Origin of the sequence: Streptomyces silaceus (assembly GCF_001419745.1) — a bacterium.
Taxonomy (GTDB): Bacteria; Actinomycetota; Actinomycetes; order Streptomycetales; family Streptomycetaceae; genus Streptomyces; species Streptomyces silaceus.
In genome coordinates, this window is the sequence record NZ_LIRJ01000004.1 from 49,379 (window position 1) to 66,576 (window position 17,198).

Here is a 17,198-nt window from a genome sequence, read left to right on the forward strand (position 1 = left end):
CCTGGTCTGGGGAGACTGCGAGGGCGCCCCTTCGTCATGCTCAGCGGCGGTCGGGCCCGAGGATCGCGTCGTGCAGCTCGGAGAGGCGGGCGTCCCACCAGCGGGACAGGCTCGTACCGAGGGGCGGCGGTCCGGTCTTGGTCCACTGCTCGTGGAGGGTGATGACGCGGGAGACGGTCTGCTCGGCGCTGCTGTACAGGGCGGCGTACATGCGGGCGGTTTTCCGGGCCTCGGCAGGGTCGGTCGCTGTCGGGGCGGGCTGCACCGGCTCGTACGTCTCGGCGAGCACGTCCTCCGCGATCGGGTAGTACTCGCCCTTCACGCCGCGCACGATGTGCTGCCCGGTGTAGACCAGGACCCAGGTGGAGTGCAGCTCATCGAAGACGGCCGCCGTGGCCTCTGGGTCGTCGGAGTTCTCGCGGTCGGCGTCGTCCAGCGCGTAGAAGACGGCGGGACCGCCGACGAAGTCCTGAACGGCGGCCTCGTTGTCGCCGGTCCACTGGAGGGTGTCGACCTCAACGGGCTTCTTGCGGCGGCGGGTGATGGTCACTTCTTCCTCCGTGCTGCGCGTGCGAGGGCGCGGCGGGTCTGCCGGTTCGGTCGAGGGTCGGGTGCGTCGTCGTCGACGAACTGCTCGACGCGCACCAGCTCGGTCTGCCAGGTGACGCCCGGGGCGGGCGCGTGCTCGCCCCGGGGCGTCGACGACGGGCCGGTCACTGCCCGTCCTTCCTGAGCGGTGGCGCCACGCGCTGCATGTTCTTCTCCAGGCTCTTGGCGAGGTCTTCCATCGCTTGCTCCGCGCTCTCTCCGTCCGCGACCTTCACGGCGAGCGCGATGCCGTTGATGGCGCCGGACAGGAACCACGTCGCGGGGGCCTCGGCCGGATCGGTGGACAGTCCGCGTTGGAACTCGGCGGCGATGGCTTTCAGGTGGGTGCGTGTTCGGGCGTTGAGCGTCATGCGGCATTGCTCCTCGTCGTGCGGGTCGGGCAGGTGGGCTCGTGGTCGGTGCCGCGCGAGACGAACCCCGCAGCGCAGCACGCGGCGTACAGCTCGGCCGTCGGGTCGTGCGGGCGGGTGCAGCGGGGCCCGTGGACGGCGCCGTCGGAGTGCCGCCAGAACTCGCAGCACGGCGGGGGCTGTTGGACGTACGCGGCGCGGCGGGCCCGCTCGTGCTCGACCAGGCGCGCCCGATGGAACGCGTACTCGCGCTGCGCGCACCAGGCGAGCAGCCCGGCGACGTACACGACGGGAGCGGCCCACAGGGGTGTGTAGGTGGTGGTCAGGTAGGCGGCGGCACTGGCGCTGAGGAGGGCGCCGGCGGTGAGGCCGCGGGCGTAGGTGAGGTGGTGTGTCACGGCTGTCTCCCAGAGGTGGTGAGTGCTTGCTGCCAGGCGAGGGCGACGGCGTGGGCCGGGCTGTGTGCGCCGAGCAGGTCGAGGAGGAGGTCGCGGCGGTCCGTGATGGTGCTCCTCGTCGTGCCCGTCTCGGCGACGATGTCGGCGGTGGTCAGTCCGCGGGCGTACGCGTCGAGGAGTTCCTCCAGGCGCGGGCCGAGGTGCACCGGGCTGCGGGGCTCAGGGGGCAGGCCGGCGAGGTAGCCCTCCCGGTACGCGTAGTCGACGAGGGGGGCCTGTGCTCGGGGTGTGGTGATCCCGGCGGAGCGGGTGGCGGCTTGGAGGCGTTTGCGGGCGGCGCCGTGGCTGATGCGCAGGGTGCGGGCGATGCGGTGGAGGGTGTGGCCGCGGGCGATGCCGCAGATGACTTCGATCTGTTCCTGGGTGAGGGTCATGCTGTCCCCCGACTGTGAGGCGCTGTGCGGCTCTTGGAGGCCCTGAGGCGGGTGCGGGCGAGGATTCGGGCGCGGAGGCGTCCGCGGGCCCAGGACGGGCGTACAGGGCGCCGCAGGAGGCGTCTCCAGGCCCATGCGAGGGTGGTCAGGGTGCCGAGGGCGAGGAGTGTGCCGAGCGCGGCGCCCACGGCGACCCACAGGCCGAGCGTGCGGAGGAACGTGTCGAGGGCGTCGATCACAGGTAGCTCCCGGCGAGCGTGACGGTGCGGATGGCCTTGCGGCGGGCGGCGAGGCCTTGGCCCCACAGGTCTGAGCCGAGGCGGTGCCTGCGGTAGCGGGCGCGGGGCACGAGGACGCAGTGGCAGGCGGTGGTGTCGGCGGTGGCGGGGATGAAGTGCCCGCGCGAGCACCGGCGGGCAGTCACGTCCGCTCCCGGCAGTCGCAGTCGTCGGCGTCTCGGCATTCGCAGGCGTGCTCGGTGAGCAGGGTTCCGGTGTCGGCGTGGAGCCGGTATCGGTCGAGGACGCAGTCGACGGTGTGCCACTCGGGGGAGCCGTGCGGGTACTCCTCGCGGCGTGTGCGTAGCCAGGCTTCGACTTTGTCGCCGCGGTGAGGCGGGTCGGTGGGGCATCCGCAGCCCCAGTTATGGGTGAGCGGGGTGCGGCAGTCGCTCTCGCCGGCGGCCTCCATCTGCTGCGCCTCGTCGGCCATGACCGCGGCGAGGACCAGCCCCCGGTAGGCCAGGGCGTTGCGGCCGATGACGGGCTCCGTCTCCAGGACGTGGCGAACGCGCTGGACGGTGGCGAGTTGGTGCTCGGCGTCGGTGTACGGCTTCTCGGCCATGGTCATCTCCAGATCGGGTGTGGTGTGCTGGGAGGTGCGGTCCGCCCCGGTTGCTGCGGGGCGGACCGTCCTGCTGCTCACTGCGGCTCGTCGACCGGCATCCAGCGCGTGACGGTCACCGCGCGCTCCTCGACCTCGACGGCCTCGACGGTCGGCCCGTACCAGCCGTAGTCGTCCGGGCTCTGGCCGTGGACCTCGAAGTCGCCGGCGTCGACCGGGGCCTCGTACGCGACGGCGTACGTCTTGCCGTCGTCGTCGGCGCAGAAGATCGCGCGGCGCTGCTGGGAGTACTTCAGGTTCGTGACGTGCTCGTCAGCGAGGAGGGTGACGCTGTACTCGACGTCCTCGGGGCTGTCGGGCGGGACGCCGAGGGCGGCGAGCTGCTCGCGGGTGAACTGGCGGGTGGGCATGGTGCTCCTTCGTGGTGTCGGGTCGGTGGTCGTACGGCTCACGCGCAGATCACGCAGCGGTGATCGGCGATCTCGTTGTCGTGGCAGGCCTCGACGCAGCCGCGGCAGTACGGGGTGCCGCTGTAGCGGGCGCGTCCGGCGTACCGGGTGTCGGCGGGGTCGAACGGGCGGCGGCACTTAGCGCACGCCGGCCGCTCCTCGATGTCCTCGTCGTATCCGGCGACCGTCCACCGCGCGGCGGCCGCGTCCCAGACGACCGACCAGGCGTTGCGGTCGGTGAGGGTGCCGTCGATGTCGATGCCGACGGGCATCCCGGCGTCGGCCGCGGCGTTGAGGGCGTTGGCGATGTCCACCCAGTGCGCGCGCTCGGTGCGCGGGGCCGGGCCCGGCGTGGGCTGCTCGCCCTTCACGTCCTCCGTGGGCTGCTTCTCGGCGGGCGTGCGGCTGTCGATGTCGGCGGCCCACGCGGCGCACACCGCGGCGACCTGGACGAGCTCGGCGCGCAGCAGGGACGTGTCCGACTCGGCGAGTGCCTCGTAGACCTCCTCCAGCAGCACGTCACGCCACATGAGGACGCCCGCGGCAGCATTGCGGTCGGCGGCGTCGCGGTAGCGGTTCGCTGCGTGCTGGTGGATGGGGAGGCCGGTGCCGTCGGGGTGGTGCTGCTCGCCGAACTTGGCGATCTGCCGCTGGCGTTCGGCGTCGATCTCTTCGGCGAACTGGCGGACACCGGGGGTGGTGAAGAGGGCGGGGTGCATGGTGATCTCCGTTGTCTCGGGGTCTCGTTGCTGTGGTTGTTGCTGGGGTGTGCGTGGGTGTGGCTGTATCCGGATGTGGGCGCGGCTAGGCGGCGCCGGGGGGTTCGGGGTGGCTGCCGGTTTCGGGGTCGCAGGAGAGGCAGGTGTCGTATCCGCGGTCGAGGCGGTAGCCGTGGAGGGGGTTGCTGCAGACGGTGCAGAGGGGTTCTTTCGCGTCTGGTGGTTCCGGCGTTCCCTCCCCGTTCCCCCTCTTCGAGGGGGGAACGGTGGGAACGGGGGGCGTTCCTGACGTTTCCGCGACGTTTCCGGGAAACGTCTGACCTGGGGTTTCGTCGTTCCGGGGTGTGTTCCGGGAAACGTTTCCGGGAAACGTCTGCTGGGAACGGTCCGGGAAACGTTCCGGGGAAACGTCGAAACCGGTCATTTCGGATCGGGCTTTGCGGCGCCGTACGGCCTCGGCGATCTTGTTGTTGCCGCCCGGAACTTGGAGTTCCGCAAGCTTTTCCCGAGCGACCCGGTTCCCCGTGTCGTTGGGCAGGCCGGCGCGGTCGAGGGTGGCGACGATGTGCTCGACGGTGCCGGGGATCGCGGCGAGGCCAGTGTCGGTGCCGGGTTCGTTGTCGTAGGTCATCAGGACGTGGCGGGTGCCGCCGAGAGCCCAGTTGTCGCCGTCGCGGTGAGCCTGGCGCAGCAGGGTGAAGTGGTCGGGGCCGATGCCGGTGCGGGTGTGGGTGCGCTTGAGGACGAGGGTGCCGCCGCCCTGGTAGGTGAGTTCCCAGACGTGGTCGACGTCTTGTGTCTTGGCGGAGGAGCCGCGGCCGCCGCGCTCGCGGTCCTTGCCGAAGTGGTCGAGGCGCACGGAGGCGATGCGGTCGCGCTTCAGGGGCAGGAGCGTGTGCCGGTAGAGGGAGAGCCAGGTGTCGGCGTCGTTCTCGGGGCCGCCGATGAACCGGGAGACGGTGTCGATGACGACGAGGTCGGCGCCGGTGGCCTTGACGAGGGCGAGGAGGTCGGCGCCGCCGCCCGCGGTGTCGAGGGGCCGCAGGGGCGGGAAGCTGGCGTACCGGAGTTCGCCCATGTTGGTGGGTCCGGCGCCGAAGGACAGGAAGCGTTCCTGCACCTGCTCCTGCCCGTTCTCCGCGTCGAGGTAGAGCACCTTGACCGGGGGCTGCGGGGCGTCGTCGAGGACGCTCTGGCCGGTGGCCATGCGCCACATCCATTCCTGTGTGAACAGGCTCTTGCCGGCCTTGCCGTCGCCGACGAGGGTGATCTGCTGGCCGGGGCCCATGAGCTTGCCGGGCAGGAGCTGGATCTCGCCGAAGTCGGTGGCGAAGAACGTGCCCCAGTTCAGGAGCGAGGCGACGAGGTGAGCAGGCCCGTGGCCGGTGTTCTCGCGGAGCTGCTCGCGCTGCTGGAACTCGGCGACGAGCGCGGCGAGTTCGTCGCCGTCGGCGTTGCGGTCGATCGCGGTCTTGAGGGAGGTGGAGTGTTCGTCGTAGCGGCGCTGGCGTGCGGTCTCGGCGATGCGTTCGGCGAACGAGGCCGCCATGAGCGGGCTGATCGTCTCCGAGCCGAGGCGGTAGATGAGGTTGCCGCCGTCGACTCGGTGGAGCTGGCCTTCCTTCTCCAGTTCGGCCCGGACGAGGGCGGGGTGGCAGGGCTGGCCGGTGGCGTAGATGCCGGCGGTGGTGTCCCAGATGAGTTGGTGGGCGGGCTTGTACAGGTCGTCGCGGGTGATGAGGAGGGAGCACTCGTCGAAGGCCTGCTTGGAGTGCATGACGATGCCGACGACGTACTCCTCGGCCTCGGCGTCGCAGGGGGGAACCCGGTTGAAGCCGTCCGTATCCGCCTCGTTGCGCGGGATGTGGCGGACGTTGTCCACGCGGGTCTCCTCAGAACAGGGTGTCGGGCGCTGGTGGTGCTGGCCGGACGGGTGGGGCCGTGCGGGGTGGTGCGGTGCAGCGGTGTTCGGTGACGTGGGGGTGGGGGCAGTCGGGCGGGTGCCACGTCTGGATCCAGGCGAGGGTCTGGGTGCCGGTTGTGGAGGTGCGCAGGCACCAGATGAGCCGGTTGGGTTCGCGTACGGCTGTCTGCTCGGCGGGGGTGAGCGGGGTGAGGTCCGCGGTGATGTGGAGGGCGGCTCGGTCGCCGACGAGCTGGCGGAGGATGGGGGCCCGGCACGCGGGGCAGTGGCGGGGGGAGATGCTGCCCTGCGGCCGGGCGGTCATCAGGCGCTCGCCACCTGCTCGTGCAGCGCCGTACAGGATTCGCACGGGCACGTCTTCACGATGCTGGCGCCGCTCTCGGAGGGCAGCCCCTCGCCCGGGACGATGACCCGCTCAACCCGGTTGCCCTTGCAGTCGAAGGTGGGGATCACCTCTGACTGGTTGAGCGGCCCGCAGGTGCGGGAGCAGGTGACGCCGTACTCGGCGGCGCAGCGGCCGAGGGTCGTACTGGTGCCGTCCTCAGCGTGCTGGAGGTCGCTGTGTCCGCAGTCGCAGCGGTGTCCGATGTAGGCCATCAGGCATCCGCCCCGGTGAGGATGCCGGAGCCGTGCCGCAGGACGTCGCGAGCGTTCTGGACGTCGGGGTCGAGCTCGCCGTCAAGGGTGCCGCCCTTCGTGCGCAGCCGGTACAGGCCGCGCTGGAGTTCGCGGAGCCGCTCGTCGGCGAACTCGTTGTCGGCAACCTCAATACCGACGATGCGGAGCTTGACCGTGGGGACCTTCTCCTCGTCGGGGCCCGGCTCGACGCGCTCGACGTGGGCGAGCTCGACAACGGCCATCCACCGGCCCTTGCGCTGCTTGAACATCTCCATGGCGTGGCCGTCGAGGGCGTCCTTCACGTCCTCAAGGACCTTGGAGTCGAACTTGATGTCGGGCATCAGGTGCCTTTCTGGTGATGAACCGCGGCCTGTGCGGTGCGGTAGGTGTGCGGGGTGGAGCGGCGTTTGCCGCTGGCGACGGCGCGGTCGTCGAACAGCGCCGAGTCGGAGAGCGGGGACGGAGTCGTCCAGGCGCCGGCGGGGAGGCTGGGCCCGGGTGGGGGTTCGGGACGTCCACGTAGTGCGTTGGGGGTGTGGTCCGGGCAGCGGGGGCCGGTGAGGTAGAGGCGGACCTGGTGGGTGAATCGGCAGTGGTGGTGTTCGGGGCCGATCCAGTGGGTGCACTCGGCGGGTCCGGGTACGTCCGGGCGCCCGCGGCCGGTCACGTGATCACCCCGCGGCGTTTCAACTGCCGCCACACGGCAAGGCGTTCGGGTCCGGTGAGGGCGGCGACGACGCCGTGCCGGCGGGTGGGGTGACGTGCCCCTTCGTGGCGGATGATGTCGCGCAGGCACAGGCGGTAGACGGGGCAGCGCTCGCAGACCGCCTTGGCCTCTGCGATCTTCTGCGGCCTGCTGTCGGGGAACATGACGTCGGGGTCGACGCCGAGGCAGGCTGCGCGCTTGCGCCAGTTTGTGGAGCCGGTGGTGGTGTCGGGTGCGGCGCGGTGGTGCTGCGTGTGGATGATCACCGGGCCACCGCCGGAACGTTCAGCGGCCACGTCACGCCATCGAGGGCGCGCCGGTGGGTATCGGGCAGGACGGCAAGCGGGTAGCCGAGCCAGTGCAGGCCCATCGCGGCGAGGATCGTGGCGTCGGCCTGGTCGTAGCGGCCGCGGCCCTCGCACGGCACGCCGTATCGCTCGATGACCGCGTCCCGGACCATGCCCTTGGCGACGGTCTTTCGCTTGCTCGCGGGGTGATCCTTCGCGGGGTTGGCCCGGCCGGTGGCGTAGATGATGCGGTGCTGCGGCGGGCAGATCGCGAAGGGGATGCGGCGGCGCCACAGGTCGTGGCGGATGAGGCCGCGAAGGTAGGTCATCTCCTCGACGCCAGGCCGGTAGCCGACCGACATCGCGACGCCCTCGATGACGACGAGGCTGGTGTCGTCGGGGACGCGCTGCCGGATGGCGGCTCGGTGGAATTCGAGGCGGTCGTGTCCCGCCCGGTCACCGGGGATGAGGGCGTCGGCCGTGGTGCCGTCGCTAATTCCGGTGGAGGTGAGCGACAGATCCAGGCCGTAGACGGTCGGGAGTTGGAGGGGCCGGGGCCCGGCCGCCGTGGTGGCGGCCGGGGTGGTGGTGTCGAAGAGCGTGGGTGTGGTCACTGGTCGCCGCCTTCGTCGGTGTAGTGCTCGTGGCCGCAGTCGCCGCAGGTGTGGCCGGTGCGGTGGAGGATCGCGACGGTGTCGGTGCCGCACGGTGTGCAGTGCCGGAACCCGTGCCGTACGGCCCCTGAGGGCGGGTCCAGCGGAGCCCGGTCGCCCGACGGGCGGGCGGGGCGGTGCCGGCCGGAGCCGCGGACCAGGCCGAGGACGGGTGTGTGGGCGACGAGGGAGCGGAGGGAGTACGGCATCACGCGTCACCGCCCGTGCGCTGGTGCGGGATGAGCGGCCACTCGGTGCGGACAGTCGCGGCCTGGTGCTCCTTGCCGGGCGTCTTGCGGAAGTACGCGGCCAGTCCCTCGGCTTGCTCCCGCGCCCATTCGATCTGCGCGTGGTGCAGTGCCTCAACATCCATCGTCGCCAGCTCGGGGCGGGTGGCCCCGAGCCGCCAGGCGACCCGGGCCGCGGCGATCGCGTCGGCCGCCGAGTCGTGCGCGCCGTCGAGTTTCACTTTGTAGTGCTGGCACAGCGCGGTCAGGGTGCGCGAGCCACGGCGGAAGCGGTCGACGTGCTTGTCGATGACGAACGGGTCGATCACCGGCCAGATGACGTCGTCGACGTAGCGGTCGAGGAGGGTCTCCAGGCCGTGGCGGCGGCACTCGCGGTCGAGGACGGTGAGGTCGTAGCGGGCGTTCATCGCGACGATCGGGATGCCGTAGGCGAGGACTTGGCCGAGCGCGGCGGTGATCTCCTCGACGACCTCGGCGGCGGGGCGGCCCTCGGCGCGGGCCCGTTCGGTGGTGTAGCCGTGGATCTTTGCGGCCTCGTCCGGGATCTCAACGCCCGGATCAGCCACCCACGTTGCCGGGGATAGGGGCTGTCCGCCGCCGAGCTGCACGACGCAGGCGGTGACGATGCGCGCGGTCTCGGGGTCGGCGGCGGTGGTCTCCAGGTCGAAGGCGGCCATACGGCCGAGGTGCCAGCTCATCGGCGGGCCCCCGATCCGGGCTGCGCGACGGCCGGCCAACTGCTCGCCTGCTCCGCGTCGTCGATGACCTCGCCCTCGTACACGCCCTCGGCGTCCGGGCCCGGCTCGTCACCGCCCGGCTCGGGCTGCTTGCTCTCCTCGTCCTTCGCCGCCGCCATAGCCATGAGCTGCTTGGACAAGTCGTCGCTGCCCTTGGGAGCAACGTGGCCCGCCTTAGCTGCCTTGCGCCACACGTCGCGCACGTCATCGGAGGTGAGCGCGCCCTCGGCCTCGGCGAGGTAGTCGGGGCGCGGCGCCTCGATGGCCGCCCGCTGCCCGGCTGCCCCGGGGTTGAGCGCGGTCGCCGCGTTCACCGGCCCGGCCAGCGCCTGCCGCGGGGTGATACCGCGCAGCTCGACGACGACCACGGGGAACTTCTTCGTCTCCCCATTCGCGACCCGCTGACGGGGCTCGATGCGAAGATTCACCGGGATGAAGCCCTTGCCGTCCGTACCGGCGAGGACCATGTCGACCATGCCGCCCCACTCCTGCGCGGCATAGAAGCTGTGGGTCTCGGCCCGCCACATGCCCATGCCGGACAGGTCCGGCAGCATGACGTTCAGGCGCGACGTGGTCGAGCAGACGACGCCCTTCTTCTGCTGGTGCCAGTCCTCACCGAAGCGGGCCGCGCAGATGCAGGGCTGGCGGGTTAGGAGCTCGGTCTCGCCGTCGCAGCGGCGCTGGCAGCCGCCCTTGGACCACATCTCGTTGAACTGGTTGAGCGGGTCGCCCGGCGTGATGAGTGCCTCGATGGACGGGGACTTGGTGATGACGCGCCACTGGCTGATCGTCGAGTTGAGCGGCGACCACTGCTGCGGGGTGCCGCCCCACAGTTCGGCGGCCTTGCGGACGTGCTCCTCGCTGTGCGAGGTGACGACCCAGTTCGGGGAGCGCATCGGCCGGTTGCCGTCGGTGTAGCCGGTGCGCAGGCGGCCGTGCTCGGCGGCGCGCGCCTGGATGTTGCGGAGTCGGGCCCCCATGTCAGGCCACCTCCTTGGTAGTTCGCGCGACGTCTGCGGGTGCGATCAGCGCGGGGTACGAGGACTTCGCGGCGTGGAGCCAGCGGGTGTTTTCCAGCGCGCCACGGAACGCCCGGTGGGCACTGCGGCCGGCGGGCATCGGCACCAGCGCATGCGACGTCGCGCGGAGGTTAAGGACGCCGGTCCGCTCGATGCGGGGCATCGGCTGCTCGGTGTCGTCGGGGAGCAGGGCTGTCTCGGCGTAGCGGAGCGCGGCGAGCTGGAGGGTGTTCTCCGGGTACACCGACTTCGCGGGGCGGGTGGCCGACGACTTGTAGTCGATGAGCCACAGCTCCAGGCGCCGGGCCGGTCCGGTGGGCAGCCAGATCATGAGGTCGGCCGTCCCGGCGTAGCCGAGGCGCCGGTGCACGACGGTGATCTCCGTCGCCTCGACGTGCTCGGCGGGGTCGACGCCCCACGACGCGAGCCACAGGTCGAACTGGTCGAGGTAGGGCGCGACTTCCGGGTCATCCGGGATCGGTGCGCCGAGGAGACGGGCCTCCGCCGCCGCATGGACACGGTCGCCGAGATCGGCAGCACGCTCGCGGACATCGGCGTGGACGGCCTTGATCTCCTTGGTGAGGGTCGCGCGGTCGCCGAGGAGGCGGCGGGCGATGGCCTTCCAGTCGTCGAAGATGTGCTCGACGGTGAGCTTCACACCCCACGGCACCAGGGCCATGGACTTGTTGACGGAGGTGTCGAGGACGTTGGTGACCGAGACGAGGTCCGGGCCCCCGGCGGGGTCGCTGTAGTAGCGGCCCCGCTCGGTCTGGCGTGCGTGCTTCGGGTTCGTCATCGGCCCGTCTCCTGCCTCATGACGTGGCGCTCCCACGGGAGGCCGAACGGGCTGCTGAACTTGTCCGGCGTGACCGTGCCCAGCCGCATGCCGCACTGGCAGCAGCCGTGGAACTCGCAGTCGCCGTACTCGACGACCAGGGCGTGACCACCCGCGAGGGTGGTCGGGAACTCGGGGTCCCCGGTCCCGGTGGAGGTCTGGGGTTCCTTGTCGGCCCGGCTCATCAGGGAGACGGCGGCGTCTTCGCTGTAGCCGCCGCGCATCAGGGCGGCGAGGATCTCTGCGCGGGCACTCACGGGCGGCTGCCTTCCGTCGCGACGCCCACAAAGGGGCCGGTGATCGCTGCCCACGCGCGCCGCATCAGAGAATCCGCGGGCGCTGCGCTGGGCTGGTTGGCCGTGGCCGCAGCGACTGCGAGGGTGGCGTGCACCTGCGCCTCGGCGTAGATCTCGACGGTCTCGTCGTCCGTCTCCTGGGCGAGCTCGATAAGGCGTTCGGCTTCGCGGTAGTGCCAAGGGCCGGTCATGAGCGGCCGTCCTTCCGGGTGGCGAGGGTGTAGTGCTGGCCGGCGTCCGCGCTGTGCTTGCGCAGGTGCCCGCGCCGGTGCAGCTCGGCCAGGTCCCGCCGGGCGACGTGCCGCATGGTGGGCCCGCCGGTGAGGCGGTAGAGGTCTTGGGCGCGGACCGTGGTCCAGCGCCCGCGCCATGTGCGGATCGCGTCGAGGAGCTGCTCCAGACGCCGTTCACGGGCCGGGTCGGGTTCGGGAGTGGCCTTCGCCGCCGAAGCGGTGGCCTTCTCCTCTACGCCCGGGGCGCCCGTGTCGACGAACTCGACGTCGGGGTGCATGTAGTGCGCGGCCCAGACCGACCAGCCCCGCGCGTCGCCGAGCGTCTTGACCTCGGCGGCCATGCTCCGCAGCACTTCGTCGCGGTGAGCAGCGAGGAGGTCGCGGGCGATGGCGTTCGGCTCGGCTGAGTCGGCGTAGTAGACGCGGAGCGCGTGCTCGATGACGGTGCGGGCGCTCATGCGGCACCTGACAGGCAGCGCTTGCAGATTCGGTCGCCCTCGCCGACCTTCAGCGGGATTGCCTCGCCCTTCAGGTCGAAGTACACGCCGCACACCGACTGGTGGTTCGACATGCCGTCGTCCTCGACGACGCCGTACTCCGACCGAAGGTGCAACAGGCCTGTGGACGACCTGAGGTAGCGATCCGGACGGGTAACCAGCACGCGCTCGCGCGGGTGGCGGGGCGGAGCGAGCCGGACGATCCACGGGTCACCCTCCCGGGCGCCCATGACGACCTTCACATCGCCGACCACGATCGACGATCCGTTGGTGCGGACTTCGAACCCGGCCTGCTCGATCTCGTTCACCAGCGCGGTGAGGCGCTCGGCTTGCTCGCGGGCGCTCATGCGGTGCGCCTCCGCTCCTGCGAAGGCACCGGACGCGGCGCCGTCAGCATCGCGAGCCGATCCCGCAGCCGCCCGACCTGCTCGCCGTACACCGGGATCACCCCGTCGTCCGCGACCTCCGCGAGGAGCCGGGCGACCTCGTCGTCCCGCTCGTGCGCGGCATGCGAGTCCGAGCCCTGCAGGGCGGCGGACCGCGCCAGCGCGGCGATGTCGCGCAGGTCGTCGAGGAGCTGCTCGCCGTCCTCGTCGGCCACCTGCGCGATGCCGAGGATCACGGCGGTGAGGTAGTGGGAGACGTCGAGGCCGACCCCGGTGGGGGTGGCGTCCACGCCGATGCGGAACGGCCCGTCGACGGGCGTGCGGTCGTCGCTCATCGGACGGCCCCCTTCGTGGTGGAGAGGCGGAGCAGGAGGAGGAGCGCCTTGACGGCGGCGAGCCGGGCCCGGTCGACCGCGTTCGCCGCGGTGAGGGCCGCCCGCTCCAGCACGGTGGACTCCCGGAGCCAGCGCGGTGTGAGGTGCTCGGCGTCGACGAGGAGGAGGAACGGCACCAGCGAGGCGCCGAAGACACCGACCGCGAGGGAGACGCAGGCGAGGACGTCGTGCGTCGTGGTCTGGTCGGCCATCACGCACCGCCCGTCGTGGGCTCGTCCGTGCGGAGGACCTGCGTGGGCGCGAGGAGCCGCGTCAGCTTGTCCGCCGACTCGACGGCCTGCGAGGACCCACAGACGCGGCACGGCGCGCTCTCACCACCGTTGGCCACGAACCGCGCGGCGTCAGCGCCGTAGCAGCGAGTGCAGCTGGGCGAAGGTGCCACGTACGCGGCGGCCTCCAGCTCGGCGACCCGAGCCCGCAACCGCTCCAACTTCACCTCACCGTCGAGCAGCCGCCGGAGCACCGGCCCCATCCGCTCGCCCATGTACGAGGTGAGGTTCAGGCAGAACAGGTCTTCCCCCGTGGGGTGTTCGTGCTCGCGGCAGTCCCGGACAGACTTGGCCAGCGAGGCGAGCAGGCTCGTGCTCGCGGGCCGGACGTCGCCGAGCTGCTCAGCCAAAGTGTCCGGCTGCGGACCGACCGGCACCGGCAGCACATCCGCCGACCCGACGATCCCGTGCTCCGCGAGCTCCGCCTCCGTCGCCATCACGAACTCCGGGCAGGAGCACACGCCCTCAAGGGCGTACAGAGCGAGCCCGTCACGCGTCACCACGCGACGCGTCCACACGAGGCCGTCCCTCGTGTTCACCACCAGCGGGGCGCTCATGCGACCACCGCCGCGAGGATGTACGCCATCACGATCTCGCCCATGGGCACCGGCACCGACACCCGCACGGGTACCGACGAGCCGTCACCGCGCTTGGGCGTCGTGGTGAGGAGCGTCCACAGCTCCAGGCCGTCACCGGCCGAGCTCACGTGGATCACACCGCCCCGCGCCTGAAGCCACACGCCGAGGTCGTCGAGGTCGGCGACCATGACGAACACGGCCTCCGCCCTCGCGATCATCGTCGGGGCGGGTACGGGAACGTAGTTCAGCATCGCCTCGACGGCGGCGCGGTTGTCACTGACCAGCTCGTATCCGCCGGTCTGCTGAGAGGTAGTCTCCGTGTTCACGGTGACCTCATTTCTTCTGGTGGTGAGGCTCCGAGTCGTGGGGTCGCTCAGGCCGGGAAGTCGGAGCGGCCCTTCGGCGCGTTTAGGGATGGGTCAGGCGCTCGGGGTGAACTCGTCCTGCTTGGCGTGCCAGGCCTCGCACTTGGCGAGGGAGAAGCGGCGTCCGCGGCCCGCGAAGGGCTCGGTCGGCATCCCCGCTTCGATCCACCGGAGGACCTGCCAGTCGGAGACGCCGTAGTACGTCTCCAGTTCCTTCTGACTGAGCAGCGGGACGAGTCCGGCCGGGAGGTCGACGATGCGGTCACTCTTCTTCGGCATCAGACCTTGACCTTTCTACTGTCGTAGTCGATCGTGCGGGCATGGAAAAGAGGTCCTGGAGGGGGGCGTTCGTCCGCCGGTGCAAGGCCTCGGCGACGAACCAGGCGGTGTGCAACTCGCACGTGTTGCGAGCGGTCTTGCCGCGCCCGGCGATGCGTCCGACGGTGGCGGGGCTGACGCCCCGGCCCGCCGGGTCGATCTCCTTGGTGGCCTCCGAGAGCTCAGGCCCGGTGAGGCCGGCCGCCGCCATGGCTTCCCTGAGTGGCTCGCCGTTGTGTTTGCGGCTGACTTTCGGCATGTGGACCTCGTGCCTGGTGGTGGTGTAGCTCACCGCGTCTTCGTGGTGATGCGACATTTCTACAGTCGAAGTCGAGTCGCGTCAACGGGTTCCGCCGAGTTTCGCCGAGCGACTTCCTAAATCGAAGAAGCGTTCTATTCTGGAGTCATATGCCTGCGTGCCGGGCGTGCGGCGGGGAGGCTGTGCGCTGCACGGGAATGCGCCACGCTTCTACTTTCACTTGAGAAAAGTAGAAGCGTCGGGCAGTCTTGCCGCGTGGAGAACGAGGGCAGCGACCAGCACGGCGAGGACTTCGCGCAGCTCCTGAAGAGGCTTAAAGACGAGTACAGCGTCAACGAGACCGAGGTCGCGAAGCGCATCGGCGTCTCCGTCTCCGCAGTGAACACCTGGAGCCACCGCAAGCGGACGCCTCGCCCGGACGTGCTGCGCCGCATCGCCCAAGCCTTCCCCAAGTTCACGCTCGAAGAGCTCTTCGCGGCCACCGAGCGCCTCGGCCCTGGTCCGCTCTCGCCCGACGCGGAGGCGCGCATCCTCGACCTGATCCGTAGTCTCCCGCGCGAACAGCAGGAAATCGCTGAGGTTCAGCTGCGCGCGATGCGTGATCTCAACGAGGGCCGCACGAAGGCGAATTGAGGCGCTGTACAACCGTGCGGCACCCTCGCTGGTCTCCGTAAAACGGACTTGCTCACTCAGAGTGTGCGTCTGCCTAGCAACACGCTCAACAGTGGGTGAAAATTCCCTCAGGTGGATGTACGGTCGGACGACTGGCCGATGCCCTCCCCCTTCGGCGACAGGTTCAAGATGCCTGCGAAGACGGGGGTTTTCTATGTGCGTCCGCATTCGATTCTCGCCTCAGAGCGAGCCTGCGCCCTTCGATGCCTCCGACGGCACCATCAATCTGCCTCGCACGCTAGGCCACGCACACGCAGTCACCGTCGTGCGGGCGATTCTCTCCGAACTCGCCGTAGAGCAACCGGACCTGGGTGCAGTCTGCTGGTGCGGGGAGCCGGTGACGTTGCTGCCCCGCGTCCCCAGCCAGCGAAGGAGCGGGCAGGTGATCAACCATGGCGCGTAGGGCGCTTAACAACCCCCGGCAGATCGCGAGCAAGAGCTGCGGATGCAGCCGATGCCTCGCGGACTATCCACCCGGCCAGTACGGCGAACGCCGGCCGCGGCGCGACTGCATCGGATCGTGGCAGGCGCGTTTCCGGGACCCGACCGGGCGGCAGAAGTCGAAGAACTTCACGATCAAGGAAGGAGGCAAGGCGGCGGCCGAGGCGTTCCTCGACCGGACCCGCACCGACGTGCGCGAGCGGAAGTATCGCGACCCCGAGCGAGGGAAGATCCGCCTGGGGAAGTGGTGGGCGGAGTGGTGGGAGGTCCACCAGATGAAGGGTGCCATCAAGACCCGGAACCGTAAGCGGAGCCTGTGGACCGCCCATCTCGAACCGAAGTGGGCCGAGTACCGGCTCATCGATCTGGAGTACATGGCCCTCCAGAAGTGGCTCACCCACGAGGTGAAGGGGCACGAAACGCAGAAGAAGGTCAAGGAACTCCTCGTCGCCCTGCTCGATGCGGCGATCAAGGACGGTGAGCGGATCAGTGTGAACCCGGCCGTGCACCTGGAGGTCACGGCGCCGAAGAACGTGAAGCACCCGGACGACCTGAAGCCGCCGACGACGGCGCAGTACGCGCTGATCCATGCGGCGTTGCCGGAGTACTACCAACGGATCTTCCGGGACTTCGCGCACGAGTGCGGGATGCGGCCGGGGGAGTATGCCGGTCTGCGGCTGCACTGTCTGGACGAGGCGGAGCGGGTGGCGTACATCAAGGAGATTCTCGTCCTTGACGGCGGCCGCCTGCGCCGTCAGGCGGTTCCCAAGACCGAGGCGGGGTTCCGGGCCGTGCCGCTCACGCCGACGGCGTGGGACGCCCTTCAATTCATGATCGACAAGTGGAAGCCGAAGGCTACCCGGTCCCGGATCGGTGACGGGCTCGACCTCCACGTCGAGGAGCTGCTCCTGCGCGGCCCGCGCGGCGGGGCGCTGAACATGAACAACCTCCAGCGCCCCTGGAAGAGGGCCACGGTGCAGGCCGGCGTTGCCCGTCAGATTGTGAACCCGGACACCGGGCGCCTGGAGTGGTGGCCGCGCATCTACGAGTACCGGCACCGGACCACGTCGCGGCTGCACGAGGCCGGTGTGCCGGAGCGGGACACGCAGGCGTTCCTCGGGCAGAAGCGAGGCGGCAAGGTCACGTGGATCTACACCCATGAGAGCGAGGGCGCGCGCGAGAACGTGCGTGCTGCCCTGGCGGGCGAGCCGTCGGCGGAGGGAAGTGGACTCCGTGCCGTTAAGTGATCGAATCGGCGTGGAGTCCACAAGGAGTCCACAAAGCCCCCTCGGCGGCCCTCGGCGAGTCTCGGCGAACCCCGAACGGGGGGTGTCGTGAGAGGGCGGAAACGGCTCGGCGAGTCTCGGCGAACCTCGGTCAGTCTGGATCTTTGGAGCGACGCTCTTACAAGGAGGATGTCGGCGGTTCGAAACCGTCCGCGCCCACCGGTGACGAAGGCCCCCCGCCGATCTCGGCAGGGGGCCTTTCGCGTGGTCGGGTCCGGTGGCCGCGGCACGAGGTCAAGAGGCCGTGTCGCGCGGCCGGTTCGGGGTCAGCGGCCCGAGTGCGGGTGGGAGCGGCGGTACCTGCGGTCCCAGCGTTCCTGGCGTTCTTTGCGGATGCGGTAGTCGTGGTACGTCTTGGGGTAGCCGCCACCACC

The 17,198-nt window shown here is 70.4% G+C and carries 32 protein-coding genes; 2 read left to right on the top strand and 30 right to left on the bottom strand.

All coding sequences use genetic code 11. From position 1 onward, the window contains the following. Nucleotides 1-40: 40 nt before the first annotated feature. From AOK22_RS00615 to AOK22_RS00760, 30 genes are all read right to left on the bottom strand, one after another. On the bottom strand, nucleotides 41-550 hold the full coding sequence (locus AOK22_RS00615; protein ID WP_055696520.1) for a hypothetical protein: 510 nt from the start codon (nucleotides 548-550) through the stop codon (nucleotides 41-43). After that, nucleotides 547-717 carry a hypothetical protein gene (locus AOK22_RS41770; protein ID WP_167357815.1) on the bottom strand — a complete coding sequence of 57 codons (171 nt, stop codon included), beginning with the start codon at nucleotides 715-717 and terminating at the stop codon, nucleotides 547-549. The genes AOK22_RS00615 and AOK22_RS41770 overlap by 4 nt, the downstream gene beginning before the upstream one ends. Further along, nucleotides 714-959: a hypothetical protein gene (locus AOK22_RS00620; protein WP_055696521.1), complete on the bottom strand. Its 246-nt coding sequence runs from the start codon at nucleotides 957-959 to the stop codon at nucleotides 714-716. Before AOK22_RS00620 ends, AOK22_RS41770 begins: the two co-directional genes overlap by 4 nt. After that, nucleotides 956-1,357: a hypothetical protein gene (locus tag AOK22_RS00625; protein WP_055696522.1), complete on the bottom strand. Its 402-nt coding sequence runs from the start codon at nucleotides 1,355-1,357 to the stop codon at nucleotides 956-958. Before AOK22_RS00625 ends, AOK22_RS00620 begins: the two co-directional genes overlap by 4 nt. After that, nucleotides 1,354-1,791, bottom strand: a complete 438-nt coding sequence (locus AOK22_RS00630; protein WP_055696523.1) for a helix-turn-helix domain-containing protein — start codon at nucleotides 1,789-1,791, stop codon at nucleotides 1,354-1,356. Before AOK22_RS00630 ends, AOK22_RS00625 begins: the two co-directional genes overlap by 4 nt. A 235-nt stretch (nucleotides 1,792-2,026) precedes the next feature. Next, the gene (locus AOK22_RS00640) at nucleotides 2,027-2,215 is read right to left on the bottom strand and encodes a hypothetical protein (RefSeq protein WP_055696525.1); all 189 of its coding nucleotides are present in this window, start codon (nucleotides 2,213-2,215) and stop codon (nucleotides 2,027-2,029) included. After that, nucleotides 2,212-2,715: a hypothetical protein gene (locus AOK22_RS00645; protein WP_157872140.1), complete on the bottom strand. Its 504-nt coding sequence runs from the start codon at nucleotides 2,713-2,715 to the stop codon at nucleotides 2,212-2,214. Before AOK22_RS00645 ends, AOK22_RS00640 begins: the two co-directional genes overlap by 4 nt. Then, nucleotides 2,712-3,044, bottom strand: coding sequence for a hypothetical protein (locus tag AOK22_RS00650; protein WP_055696527.1), 333 nt, complete (start codon nucleotides 3,042-3,044; stop codon nucleotides 2,712-2,714). Before AOK22_RS00650 ends, AOK22_RS00645 begins: the two co-directional genes overlap by 4 nt. A 38-nt stretch (nucleotides 3,045-3,082) precedes the next feature. Continuing rightward, on the bottom strand, nucleotides 3,083-3,802 hold the full coding sequence (locus AOK22_RS42085; RefSeq protein WP_063795168.1) for a hypothetical protein: 720 nt from the start codon (nucleotides 3,800-3,802) through the stop codon (nucleotides 3,083-3,085). Between the two features lie 85 nt (nucleotides 3,803-3,887). Next, nucleotides 3,888-5,684: an AAA family ATPase gene (locus tag AOK22_RS00660; RefSeq protein WP_055696528.1), complete on the bottom strand. Its 1,797-nt coding sequence runs from the start codon at nucleotides 5,682-5,684 to the stop codon at nucleotides 3,888-3,890. A 10-nt stretch (nucleotides 5,685-5,694) separates the two neighbouring features. Beyond that, complete coding sequence (locus AOK22_RS00665) at nucleotides 5,695-6,030, bottom strand: hypothetical protein (protein WP_055696529.1); 336 nt, start codon at nucleotides 6,028-6,030, stop codon at nucleotides 5,695-5,697. Beyond that, nucleotides 6,030-6,323, bottom strand: coding sequence for a hypothetical protein (locus tag AOK22_RS00670; protein ID WP_055696530.1), 294 nt, complete (start codon nucleotides 6,321-6,323; stop codon nucleotides 6,030-6,032). Before AOK22_RS00670 ends, AOK22_RS00665 begins: the two co-directional genes overlap by 1 nt. Then, nucleotides 6,323-6,685: a hypothetical protein gene (locus AOK22_RS00675; protein ID WP_055696531.1), complete on the bottom strand. Its 363-nt coding sequence runs from the start codon at nucleotides 6,683-6,685 to the stop codon at nucleotides 6,323-6,325. The genes AOK22_RS00670 and AOK22_RS00675 overlap by 1 nt, the downstream gene beginning before the upstream one ends. Next, nucleotides 6,685-7,011, bottom strand: coding sequence for a hypothetical protein (locus tag AOK22_RS00680; RefSeq protein WP_055696532.1), 327 nt, complete (start codon nucleotides 7,009-7,011; stop codon nucleotides 6,685-6,687). The genes AOK22_RS00675 and AOK22_RS00680 overlap by 1 nt, the downstream gene beginning before the upstream one ends. Continuing rightward, nucleotides 7,008-7,316 (bottom strand): WhiB family transcriptional regulator, encoded by a 309-nt coding sequence (locus AOK22_RS00685; RefSeq protein ID WP_055696533.1) that lies wholly within the window; start codon nucleotides 7,314-7,316, stop codon nucleotides 7,008-7,010. The genes AOK22_RS00680 and AOK22_RS00685 overlap by 4 nt, the downstream gene beginning before the upstream one ends. Next, on the bottom strand, nucleotides 7,313-7,951 hold the full coding sequence (locus AOK22_RS00690; protein WP_055696534.1) for a hypothetical protein: 639 nt from the start codon (nucleotides 7,949-7,951) through the stop codon (nucleotides 7,313-7,315). Before AOK22_RS00690 ends, AOK22_RS00685 begins: the two co-directional genes overlap by 4 nt. Continuing rightward, nucleotides 7,948-8,199, bottom strand: coding sequence for a hypothetical protein (locus tag AOK22_RS00695; RefSeq protein ID WP_055696535.1), 252 nt, complete (start codon nucleotides 8,197-8,199; stop codon nucleotides 7,948-7,950). The genes AOK22_RS00690 and AOK22_RS00695 overlap by 4 nt, the downstream gene beginning before the upstream one ends. Next, the gene (locus AOK22_RS00700) at nucleotides 8,199-8,936 is read right to left on the bottom strand and encodes an exonuclease domain-containing protein (RefSeq protein ID WP_055696536.1); all 738 of its coding nucleotides are present in this window, start codon (nucleotides 8,934-8,936) and stop codon (nucleotides 8,199-8,201) included. Before AOK22_RS00700 ends, AOK22_RS00695 begins: the two co-directional genes overlap by 1 nt. Next, nucleotides 8,933-9,955, bottom strand: coding sequence for a recombination directionality factor (locus AOK22_RS00705; RefSeq protein ID WP_055696537.1), 1,023 nt, complete (start codon nucleotides 9,953-9,955; stop codon nucleotides 8,933-8,935). The genes AOK22_RS00700 and AOK22_RS00705 overlap by 4 nt, the downstream gene beginning before the upstream one ends. Before the next feature lies 1 nt (nucleotide 9,956). Then, complete coding sequence (locus AOK22_RS00710) at nucleotides 9,957-10,790, bottom strand: hypothetical protein (RefSeq protein ID WP_055696538.1); 834 nt, start codon at nucleotides 10,788-10,790, stop codon at nucleotides 9,957-9,959. Beyond that, on the bottom strand, nucleotides 10,787-11,086 hold the full coding sequence (locus AOK22_RS00715) for a hypothetical protein (RefSeq protein ID WP_055696539.1): 300 nt from the start codon (nucleotides 11,084-11,086) through the stop codon (nucleotides 10,787-10,789). The genes AOK22_RS00710 and AOK22_RS00715 overlap by 4 nt, the downstream gene beginning before the upstream one ends. Continuing rightward, on the bottom strand, nucleotides 11,083-11,316 hold the full coding sequence (locus tag AOK22_RS00720) for a hypothetical protein (RefSeq protein ID WP_055696540.1): 234 nt from the start codon (nucleotides 11,314-11,316) through the stop codon (nucleotides 11,083-11,085). Before AOK22_RS00720 ends, AOK22_RS00715 begins: the two co-directional genes overlap by 4 nt. After that, complete coding sequence (locus AOK22_RS00725) at nucleotides 11,313-11,816, bottom strand: hypothetical protein (RefSeq protein WP_055696541.1); 504 nt, start codon at nucleotides 11,814-11,816, stop codon at nucleotides 11,313-11,315. Before AOK22_RS00725 ends, AOK22_RS00720 begins: the two co-directional genes overlap by 4 nt. Next, nucleotides 11,813-12,202 carry a hypothetical protein gene (locus tag AOK22_RS00730; protein WP_055696542.1) on the bottom strand — a complete coding sequence of 130 codons (390 nt, stop codon included), beginning with the start codon at nucleotides 12,200-12,202 and terminating at the stop codon, nucleotides 11,813-11,815. Before AOK22_RS00730 ends, AOK22_RS00725 begins: the two co-directional genes overlap by 4 nt. Then, entirely contained in the window at nucleotides 12,199-12,576 is a 378-nt protein-coding gene (locus AOK22_RS00735) for a hypothetical protein (RefSeq protein WP_055696543.1), read from the bottom strand. The genes AOK22_RS00730 and AOK22_RS00735 overlap by 4 nt, the downstream gene beginning before the upstream one ends. Beyond that, on the bottom strand, nucleotides 12,573-12,827 hold the full coding sequence (locus AOK22_RS00740) for a hypothetical protein (protein WP_055696544.1): 255 nt from the start codon (nucleotides 12,825-12,827) through the stop codon (nucleotides 12,573-12,575). Before AOK22_RS00740 ends, AOK22_RS00735 begins: the two co-directional genes overlap by 4 nt. Then, nucleotides 12,827-13,462 (bottom strand): hypothetical protein, encoded by a 636-nt coding sequence (locus AOK22_RS00745; protein ID WP_157872142.1) that lies wholly within the window; start codon nucleotides 13,460-13,462, stop codon nucleotides 12,827-12,829. Before AOK22_RS00745 ends, AOK22_RS00740 begins: the two co-directional genes overlap by 1 nt. Next, nucleotides 13,459-13,809: a hypothetical protein gene (locus AOK22_RS00750; RefSeq protein WP_055696546.1), complete on the bottom strand. Its 351-nt coding sequence runs from the start codon at nucleotides 13,807-13,809 to the stop codon at nucleotides 13,459-13,461. The genes AOK22_RS00745 and AOK22_RS00750 overlap by 4 nt, the downstream gene beginning before the upstream one ends. 93 nt (nucleotides 13,810-13,902) lie before the next feature. Beyond that, entirely contained in the window at nucleotides 13,903-14,127 is a 225-nt protein-coding gene (locus AOK22_RS00755) for a hypothetical protein (protein ID WP_055696547.1), read from the bottom strand. Beyond that, on the bottom strand, nucleotides 14,111-14,458 hold the full coding sequence (locus AOK22_RS00760) for an XRE family transcriptional regulator (protein ID WP_244164651.1): 348 nt from the start codon (nucleotides 14,456-14,458) through the stop codon (nucleotides 14,111-14,113). Before AOK22_RS00760 ends, AOK22_RS00755 begins: the two co-directional genes overlap by 17 nt. 222 nt (nucleotides 14,459-14,680) lie before the next feature. Between AOK22_RS00760 and AOK22_RS00765 the strand changes: the two genes are divergently transcribed. Both AOK22_RS00765 and AOK22_RS00770 read left to right on the top strand, forming a co-directional pair. Then, the gene (locus AOK22_RS00765; protein WP_055696548.1) at nucleotides 14,681-15,058 is read left to right on the top strand and encodes a helix-turn-helix transcriptional regulator; all 378 of its coding nucleotides are present in this window, start codon (nucleotides 14,681-14,683) and stop codon (nucleotides 15,056-15,058) included. 431 nt (nucleotides 15,059-15,489) lie between these two features. After that, entirely contained in the window at nucleotides 15,490-16,785 is a 1,296-nt protein-coding gene (locus AOK22_RS00770) for a site-specific integrase (RefSeq protein WP_055696549.1), read from the top strand. Nucleotides 16,786-17,198 lie beyond the last annotated feature (413 nt).

Bases quoted from the DNA above. Each gene is read 5' to 3' on its own strand.
- AOK22_RS00650 (WP_055696527.1), bottom strand. From the start codon at position 3,044: ATGCCCACCCGCCAGTTCACCCGCGAGCAGCTCGCCGCCCTCGGCGTC.
- AOK22_RS00745 (WP_157872142.1), bottom strand. From the start codon at position 13,462: ATGAGCGCCCCGCTGGTGGTGAACACGAGGGACGGCCTCGTGTGGACG.
- AOK22_RS00730 (WP_055696542.1), bottom strand. From the start codon at position 12,202: ATGAGCGCCCGCGAGCAAGCCGAGCGCCTCACCGCGCTGGTGAACGAG.
- AOK22_RS00770 (WP_055696549.1), top strand. From the start codon at position 15,490: ATGGCGCGTAGGGCGCTTAACAACCCCCGGCAGATCGCGAGCAAGAGC.
- AOK22_RS00670 (WP_055696530.1), bottom strand. From the start codon at position 6,323: ATGGCCTACATCGGACACCGCTGCGACTGCGGACACAGCGACCTCCAG.
- AOK22_RS00720 (WP_055696540.1), bottom strand. From the start codon at position 11,316: ATGACCGGCCCTTGGCACTACCGCGAAGCCGAACGCCTTATCGAGCTC.
- AOK22_RS00620 (WP_055696521.1), bottom strand. From the start codon at position 959: ATGACGCTCAACGCCCGAACACGCACCCACCTGAAAGCCATCGCCGCC.
- AOK22_RS00705 (WP_055696537.1), bottom strand. From the start codon at position 9,955: ATGGGGGCCCGACTCCGCAACATCCAGGCGCGCGCCGCCGAGCACGGC.
- AOK22_RS00735 (WP_055696543.1), bottom strand. From the start codon at position 12,576: ATGAGCGACGACCGCACGCCCGTCGACGGGCCGTTCCGCATCGGCGTG.
- AOK22_RS00725 (WP_055696541.1), bottom strand. From the start codon at position 11,816: ATGAGCGCCCGCACCGTCATCGAGCACGCGCTCCGCGTCTACTACGCC.
- AOK22_RS00740 (WP_055696544.1), bottom strand. From the start codon at position 12,827: ATGGCCGACCAGACCACGACGCACGACGTCCTCGCCTGCGTCTCCCTC.
- AOK22_RS00710 (WP_055696538.1), bottom strand. From the start codon at position 10,790: ATGACGAACCCGAAGCACGCACGCCAGACCGAGCGGGGCCGCTACTAC.
- AOK22_RS00675 (WP_055696531.1), bottom strand. From the start codon at position 6,685: ATGCCCGACATCAAGTTCGACTCCAAGGTCCTTGAGGACGTGAAGGAC.
- AOK22_RS00665 (WP_055696529.1), bottom strand. From the start codon at position 6,030: ATGACCGCCCGGCCGCAGGGCAGCATCTCCCCCCGCCACTGCCCCGCG.
- AOK22_RS00700 (WP_055696536.1), bottom strand. From the start codon at position 8,936: ATGAGCTGGCACCTCGGCCGTATGGCCGCCTTCGACCTGGAGACCACC.
- AOK22_RS00630 (WP_055696523.1), bottom strand. From the start codon at position 1,791: ATGACCCTCACCCAGGAACAGATCGAAGTCATCTGCGGCATCGCCCGC.
- AOK22_RS00695 (WP_055696535.1), bottom strand. From the start codon at position 8,199: ATGCCGTACTCCCTCCGCTCCCTCGTCGCCCACACACCCGTCCTCGGC.
- AOK22_RS42085 (WP_063795168.1), bottom strand. From the start codon at position 3,802: ATGCACCCCGCCCTCTTCACCACCCCCGGTGTCCGCCAGTTCGCCGAA.
- AOK22_RS00755 (WP_055696547.1), bottom strand. From the start codon at position 14,127: ATGCCGAAGAAGAGTGACCGCATCGTCGACCTCCCGGCCGGACTCGTC.